Raw genomic sequence first — 7364 nt, forward strand, 5'->3', positions numbered from 1 at the left:
ACCATTGCTGCTTGCTAGAAGGCATCATCCCGGCGCTGGAAACTGCTCACGCCTTAGCTGAAGCCATGAAGCGCGCCACCAACCTGCGCGATGACCACTTGATGGTGGTCTGCCTCTCGGGCCGTGGTGATAAAGACATGCAAACCGTGATGAGCCACATGGCCGCCGCCGACAACACCCAGGAGAAGCTGGTATGAGCCGTCTCGAACAACGTTTCGCCGAGCTAAAAACCGAAGGCCGTGCAGCACTGGTGACCTTTATTACTGCGGGCGATCCTGGCTACGACACCTCGCTGGCAATCCTCAAGGGTTTGCCAGCGGCCGGTGCCGACGTGATTGAGTTAGGCATGCCCTTCACTGACCCAATGGCCGACGGCGTGGCTATTCAGTTGGCAACGTTGCGCGCATTGGACGCAGGACAAACACTGGCCAAAACTCTGAACATGGTTCGCGAATTCCGTGTCGATAACCAGACCACACCCATTGTGCTGATGGGTTACTACAACCCGATCCACCGTTTTGGCGTCGAGGCCTTCGTTGCCGAAGCTAAAGCCGTTGGCGTGGATGGTTTGATCATCGTCGACCTGCCGCCTGAACATGATGCTGAACTCGCGACACCAGCCCAGACCGCCGGTATCGACTTCATCCGCCTGACCACGCCGACCACCGACGATGCCCGTCTGCCAACCGTTTTGGAGCGCAGCTCAGGCTTCGTTTATTACGTGTCGGTCGCCGGTGTAACCGGTGCCGGTTCGGCAACTTCGGACCAGGTCAAACACGCGATTGAGCGTTTGCGTCGACACACGGACCTGCCAATCAGTGTTGGCTTTGGTATCCGTACTCCGGAACAAGCAGCGGCCATTGCCCGGTTGGCAGACGGTGTCGTGGTGGGTTCAGCGCTAGTAGATAAAATCGTTACTGCCGCTTCGCCAACCCAAGCCATCGACGATGTACTAAGCCTGTGTTCGGCGTTGGCGGAAGGTGTGCGTAACGCCCGTGTCAATAAAGGGTAAAGATTGCTCCTGACACGGAATTTATAGCTCCGCAGACACACTAAGTTACAAGCGAAGGGGGTTCTTAGCCAAGGCTTTGAACCCCTTTTTGCCAGCCGAATTTTGAGGAAGTAAAAATGAAATTGCCAACCCGTTTAGTTGCAGGTCTGGGGATCATGATGATCATTAGTGCCAGTCCGCTGTTGCACGCCGATGACCGTGATCAGCATGATCAAGGCCGTGGGGGCGACAACCATCAAGACGACAATCGTGGCCATGACGATCATCATGATAACCGTGGTCCCGGTGGTCGTCCGCCGCAGAACTTCGACCACGAGCGCCAGACCTTTCGTGATCACCACGAATATTTCACCCGTGGCCGTGACTTACCGCCGAACTACCACCTCGAACGCGGTCGCCCATTGCCACGGGGCTATGGCGATGAGATGGACCCGCGCGCTCTTCAACAACTGCCGCGTTACGACGGCTACGAATGGCGTCGTGTAGGTCCAGATGTGGTTCTGGTCGCGATCACTACAGGCGTTATCTACACCATTCTTAGTGGCGTGCTGAATTAAGCGAATTCAGCCGCAATGGGATACCTGTAGCAGCCAACATGTTGGCTGCCACAGGTATTCTCCATTTACCGTCGAAATATCGAAACGTCCAGCTTCCGCACAGCGCCCATCCAGATCGCATGTTCAGTGTGATCAGCCAAATCATTGCCCGTCAGTGGGTGCATGAACACCACCAATCCGTTGCGATTCAGCGCAAGCCACAGCATCACGTCCGCCGACTGCGCGTGATCAAAGGCCAACTGACAGCTCCAGTCCGGGTGTGGACCAACGGGCCTTTCATGTACCCGCCCCATCTTCACTCCAAAACGCTCACTGGCTTGCTCACATAACGCGCGCGCCTGCTCGATCGTGTCTGCGTTGAAATAGACGTGGGCGTGATAGGTCTGAATTGTCTGCATTACTTGCCCTCCAGAAATGGTGCAAACCACTGCGCAAGCATACGGGGCTTAAACAGCCCCGAAGCAGTTTTTGTTACAGGCGGAAATGGCTGACCATCATTTGCAGCTGATTGCCCAGGCGGGCGAGTTCTACGCTGGAAGCAGCGGTTTCTTCACTCGCGGCTGCGGTTTGTTCAGAGACGTCGCGCACGTTAAGAATGCTGCGACTGATTTCGTCGGCCACAGCGCTTTGCTGCTCGGCAGCAGCGGCTATCTGCTGATTCATGGACTGGATGCCAGACACCGTCCGGGTGATGCTTTCCAGTGAGGTGCCGGCCTTGCGCGTCAACGCCACACTGCTGTCTGTCAATTCGCGACTGCTGAGCATAATGGTCGACACTTGGCGTGTGCCACTTTGCAGCGCAGAGACGAGGGTTTCGATTTCCTCGGTTGATTTCTGAGTGCGCTGCGCAAGACCACGCACTTCATCAGCAACGACGGCAAAACCGCGCCCAGCCTCACCCGCACGCGCGGCTTCAATGGCAGCGTTGAGCGCCAGTAAATTGGTCTGCTCGGCAACGGCCTTGATAACGTCCATGACCTTGCCAATTTTGGCGCTCTCCTCCTCCAGTAGGCTCATGGCGTCTGCCGAACGCACCACTTCGGTGGCCAGTTTTTCGATCTGGGCAATCGCCTCCCCTACCACTTTGTCACCGGCGCGGGCCTCATTGTCTGCGTTGGTTGCAGCGTGCGAGGCGTGTTCAGCATTGCGCGCGACCTCGTGAACTGTCGCCGACATCTCATGCATCGCAGTGGCTACCTGATCGGTTTCAACCTTCTGACTGTTCACCCCGGCGCTGGTCTGCTCGGTAACGGCCGACAACTCTTCAGCGGCGCTGGAAATTTGCGTGACGCCGTCACGAATCCCGCCGATCAGGTCGCGCAGAGTTGAGCCCATGCGCTGAATACCCTGTTGCAGCACACCCAATTCGTCGCGTCTGGTGATGACCATGGTGTGTGAAAGATCGCCAGAGGCGATTCGCTCGACCACGTCCATGGTCTGCTGCAGCGGACGGGTAATCTGACGAGTAATAATTGCTGCAGCCAATGCACCGAACATCAGCGCGAGAAGGGTGCAGACGATTTGTAGTGTGCGGGCTTGGGCACTTTCGGCATCACGGCGGGTGATTTGGATGTTGTAGAGATCATCGGTCAATTTGACGATGGCCTGACCTTGCTCGGTCATCTCTTTGCGTGCAGTGATCAGGTCGTTATTTGCCGCCTTGAACCCCTGCACAGAGGTGCGGTAGTTCAGCAGCGCGGTCTCTAATTGGGTTAGTGAGCCGGCTTGAGTGTCGCTGAACGAGAGTTTTAGCGCTTCCAGACCGCTGATCGCCGCATCAATTTGACGCAGCGCGGTCTGCTCGGTATCCACCGTAGGATTGCCGGTATAACCGCGCGTCTCATAACGCACCATCATGACGTCCTCCTTGGACTTAATGATGGATTGGTAGTGTGCAAAACGCTGTTCGTCGCTGGGGTCGGCCTGTAGCACTTGGGTGTTGATCGCGGCAATTAACTCAGCGGCCTTCCCCGCGCTCACGCCCATCTCGGCGCGCAACGCGATACTGGTCCGGTAGCCACTGCGCATCTTGTTTAGCGAGCGTTCATAATCACTCGTCACCCCACGCAACTGCTTTAGCAGCGCGACGTTCTCGGGACTTATGAAATGCTCCAGCAACGAACTCTGCAGCGTTTTGAAGTCGTTGACCGCGACCTGAACGGTCTGAGCCACGGCATCATCGCCGTCAGCCACCATATACTGCAGCCGGGTTACACGCACTTTGGTCAACTGGTTACTGAGGGCCATGATCTCCCCCGTCCAGTTGCTACGATCAATTAGCTTACCCAAACTGGTCCAACCAGTCAGAGCAAGAACGGCAGTCAGCGCAAGTACTAAACCAAATCCCAGCACCAACTTCATGTTGACGCTAATGTTTGCAAACCATCTACTCATTACATCCTCCATGGGACTCGTATTTTTAAATCAGTCGGCTGGAGAATTATTTTTGTGGCACCAGCAAAATCTGTTCGCTAACCGCTATCGGCCAAGGATTGATTAGCTGAATCACGGTCCGTTGAATAAGTAGTCATTTGGGTTGTTTAATTCTCTGGAGGTGCCTAAATGCGTGACCTGGTGACTGTGGTCTTTCGGTCGATATCTACACCGCAATAGATGGCAACGGCCGCCCAGCCAATAAATCCCCGCTCTGCGCCTGCTCCGTCGCCAGCCAATCGACAAACTGTTGCACCAGTTGCACCCGGCGTTTGCGTTGCGGCAAGACGACGTAATAGCCGCACGCTGAGATGGCGGTATCGGCGATGGGCCTGCAAAGTAGATTTTGTTCTAGCAAAGCATCCACTAGATGCCGCCAGCCAATGGCAACTCCTTGACCGGCAATCGCGGCTTGGATCAACAGCGTGTAGTTGTCGAAGCGCAACTGGCCTGGGGCCGGAGCCTGGCGCAGATTGAGTTCACGGAAGACTCCGCTCCAATCAAACCAATTACTGCTGCCCTCACCGCGTAAGTGCAGCAAGGGAAGGTCAAGCAACGCTTCAGTCGGCAACGGTAATGTCCTGCCTGCTACCAATTGCGGGCTGCACACAGGAAACACTTCTTCACTGAACAACCAACGGCTTTCGCCCTGTTTAAAACGCCCGTCACCGAACAACACCGCGACGTCGACATCAGCGCGCAGCATGTTATAGCTGCGTTCACTAGTGACCAGACTGACGTCCACGTCAGGGTTGGCTTGGTGGAAGCGGTGCAGGCGCGGCATCAGCCAGTACGCGGCGAAGGCGAAGTCAGTGGCCACCTGCAACACCTCGTGCTGACGCTGGGCGGTGACCGCATTCAAGCCACCGTCGATGGACTGCAGGCCCGATTGCACATAGCTGAACAGCACCTCGCCTGCATCCGTCAGCTCAATGCCGCGGTAAATGCGGTCGAACAATCGCGTCACCAACTGCTCTTCGAGACGCTTTATTTGCTGGCTGACCGCAGGCTGAGTGGTGCCCAGTTCAACCGCCGCGGCGGTAAAGCTGCGATGTCGGGCAGCCGATTCAAACGCTCGCAGCAGGTCCAACGACAAACCACCAAGGGCTTCATACATAAGCTGGACTTATCCTAGGTATTGCTTTGCATGGGCTTTACCCGCAAAGCCATGGGTCGCATTCTCTGGGTTAGCACTCTCGCATAAATTTTCACAATGGAATGCCGCGAATACATGAAGCGCAAGAACATTCTTTTTATCATGGCCGATCAAATGGCCGCGCCGATGTTGCCGTTTTACGCCTCATCTCCAATCAAAATGCCTAATTTGAGTCGCCTCGCCGCCGAAGGCGTGGTGTTCGACGCCGCTTATTGCAACAGCCCGCTGTGTGCTCCCTCGCGTTTTACCCTGGTCAGCGGTCAGCTCCCGAGCAAGATCGGCGCCTACGACAATGCGGCCGATTTCCCCGCTGACATCCCAACCTACGCCCACTATTTGCGCGGTCTTGGCTACAAAACAGCGCTGTCCGGCAAAATGCACTTCTGCGGCCCGGACCAGTTGCACGGCTACGAAGAACGCCTGACCAGCGATATTTACCCCGCCGACTATGGCTGGGCAGTGAATTGGGATGAGCCAGACGTTCGACCGACCTGGTATCACAACATGGCGTCGGTGCTGCAAGCCGGCCCGTGCGTGCGCACCAATCAGCTCGATTTCGACGAAGAAGTGGTGTTCAAGGCCCAACAGTATTTGTTCGACCACATTCGAGAAGACGGTGATGCGCCGTTTTGCCTGACGGTTTCCATGACCCACCCGCACGACCCGTACACCATTCCTAAACCATTCTGGGACCTGTACACCAACGAAGACATTCCAATGCCGCCAGCCCACGCCGATCAGGCCGCGCTGGATCCGCACTCGCAGCGGTTGCTCAAGGTTTATGACCTATGGGACAAGCCTATGCCTGTGGATAAGATTCGCGATGCCCGCCGCGCATACTTCGGTGCCTGCAGCTACATCGATAGCAATGTCGGCAAGCTGCTACAAACCCTTGAAGATTCCGGCTTGGCCGACGACACGATTATTGTGTTTTCGGGCGACCATGGCGACATGCTGGGCGAACGCGGTCTCTGGTACAAAATGCACTGGTTCGAGATGGCTGCACGCGTGCCGTTGTTGGTCTACGCTCCGGGCCAGTTCAAGGCTGGCCGCATTAGCGCCTCAGTCTCCACAGCCGATTTACTGCCAACGTTTGTAGCCTTGGCCGGCGGCGAACTGGATACCGGGTTGCCGTTGGACGGGCGCTCGCTGTTGCCGCACCTGAACGGCGAAGCGGGGCATGACGAAGTGTTCGGCGAATACATGGCCGAAGGGACAATTGGTCCGTTGATGATGATTCGTCGTGGTGCTTATAAGTTCATCTATTCAGAACAAGATCCGTGCTTGTTGTTCGATGTATGCAACGACCCGAAAGAGCTGGAAGAGCTGAGCCAATCAGCCGCTCATCAACAATTGTTCACTGATTTCCTGGCTGAAGCTCGGGCCAAATGGGATATACCGGCGATACACCACCAGGTGCTCGCCAGCCAGCGTCGTCGACGTTTTGTCGCCAAGTCGCTGGCAATCGGCAAGCTGAAGAGTTGGGATCACCAGCCGCTGGTAGACGCCAGTCAGCAATACATGCGCAACCATATCGACTTAGACGATTTGGAGCGCAAGGCACGTTATCCACAACCTTAACCCTGCCAAAATCAAAAAAAACCAAAGGGGCACAACCATATGAAGTTATCCACAACATTAGCAGTCGGTTTTATTGCTTTGACCAGCGTTTCGGCCTATGCCGAACAGAGTTGCAGCACGGTGAAGATGGCCGATCCCGGCTGGAGCGACATCGCCGCAACCAACGCCATCACCGGGTTTTTGCTCGATGGCATGGGTTATAAGGCCAAGGTCGACACCTTGGCAGTTCCGATCGCTTACGGTGGCCTCAAGGACGGCCAAGTGGATGTCTTCTTGGGTAACTGGATGCCGGCTCAACAGGGTTTTTACGACAAGTTCGTGGCTAACGGCGATGTCACCCAACTGAGCAAGAACCTGGACGGCACCGAGTTCACCCTCGCCGTACCGGACTATGTTTGGGACGCGGGTGTGCATAACTTCGCCGACCTGAATAAATTTGCCGACAAGTTCGGCAAGAAGATTTACGGCATCGGCTCTGGCGCACCGGCGAATATTTCGTTGGCGACGATCATCAAGAAAAACGAGTTCGACCTGGGCCAATGGAAACTGGTTGAATCCAGCGAACAGGCGATGCTGGCCGAAGTCGCTCGCAACGTGAAAAAGAACACCTTCGTAGTGTTCCTGG

General features: G+C 55.9%; 7 protein-coding genes and 1 pseudogene. 5 read left to right on the forward strand and 3 right to left on the reverse strand.

The window, feature by feature from the left end; genetic code table 11:
• The 3 genes and pseudogenes from M0974_RS07385 to M0974_RS07395 form a co-directional block, all read left to right on the forward strand.
• A pseudogene (locus M0974_RS07385) lies at positions 1–197 on the forward strand (tryptophan synthase subunit beta); the annotation flags it as partial.
• Entirely contained in the window at positions 194–1012 is an 819-nt protein-coding gene (gene trpA, locus M0974_RS07390) for a tryptophan synthase subunit alpha (RefSeq protein ID WP_297834719.1), read from the forward strand. The pseudogene M0974_RS07385 and the gene trpA, both read left to right, overlap by 4 nt.
• Positions 1013–1128: 116 nt before the next feature.
• Positions 1129–1569, forward strand: a complete 441-nt coding sequence (locus tag M0974_RS07395) for an anti-virulence regulator CigR family protein (protein WP_297834722.1) — start codon at positions 1129–1131, stop codon at positions 1567–1569.
• Between the two features lie 65 nt (positions 1570–1634).
• Here M0974_RS07395 and M0974_RS07400 read toward each other — a convergent pair whose 3' ends face one another.
• The 3 genes from M0974_RS07400 to M0974_RS07410 form a co-directional block, all read right to left on the reverse strand.
• Positions 1635–1967 carry a DOPA 4,5-dioxygenase family protein gene (locus tag M0974_RS07400; protein ID WP_297834726.1) on the reverse strand — a complete coding sequence of 111 codons (333 nt, stop codon included), beginning with the start codon at positions 1965–1967 and terminating at the stop codon, positions 1635–1637.
• A gap of 73 nt (positions 1968–2040) precedes the next feature.
• Entirely contained in the window at positions 2041–3963 is a 1923-nt protein-coding gene (locus M0974_RS07405) for a methyl-accepting chemotaxis protein (protein WP_297834728.1), read from the reverse strand.
• A gap of 205 nt (positions 3964–4168) precedes the next feature.
• On the reverse strand, positions 4169–5119 hold the full coding sequence (locus M0974_RS07410) for a LysR family transcriptional regulator (protein WP_297834731.1): 951 nt from the start codon (positions 5117–5119) through the stop codon (positions 4169–4171).
• A 114-nt stretch (positions 5120–5233) separates the two neighbouring features.
• On the opposite strand from M0974_RS07410, the gene betC reads away from it, so the two are divergent.
• Together betC and M0974_RS07420 are read left to right on the forward strand one after the other, a co-directional pair.
• A complete protein-coding gene (gene betC, locus M0974_RS07415; RefSeq protein ID WP_297834733.1) occupies positions 5234–6739 on the forward strand; it encodes a choline-sulfatase in 1506 nt (501 codons plus the stop codon).
• A 39-nt stretch (positions 6740–6778) separates the two neighbouring features.
• On the forward strand, positions 6779–7364 hold a 586-nt coding region (locus M0974_RS07420; RefSeq protein WP_297834735.1), incomplete at its 3' end, for a glycine betaine ABC transporter substrate-binding protein.

This window comes from Pseudomonas sp. (assembly GCF_026224925.1).
Classification (GTDB): Bacteria; Pseudomonadota; Gammaproteobacteria; order Pseudomonadales; family Pseudomonadaceae; genus Aquipseudomonas.

Coding starts and splice junctions, on each gene's coding strand:
- M0974_RS07395 (WP_297834722.1), top strand. CDS start 1,129: ATGAAATTGCCAACCCGTTTAGTTGCAGGTCTGGGGATCATGATGATC.
- betC (WP_297834733.1), top strand. CDS start 5,234: ATGAAGCGCAAGAACATTCTTTTTATCATGGCCGATCAAATGGCCGCG.
- M0974_RS07400 (WP_297834726.1), bottom strand. CDS start 1,967: ATGCAGACAATTCAGACCTATCACGCCCACGTCTATTTCAACGCAGAC.
- M0974_RS07410 (WP_297834731.1), bottom strand. CDS start 5,119: ATGTATGAAGCCCTTGGTGGTTTGTCGTTGGACCTGCTGCGAGCGTTT.
- trpA (WP_297834719.1), top strand. CDS start 194: ATGAGCCGTCTCGAACAACGTTTCGCCGAGCTAAAAACCGAAGGCCGT.
- M0974_RS07405 (WP_297834728.1), bottom strand. CDS start 3,963: ATGAGTAGATGGTTTGCAAACATTAGCGTCAACATGAAGTTGGTGCTG.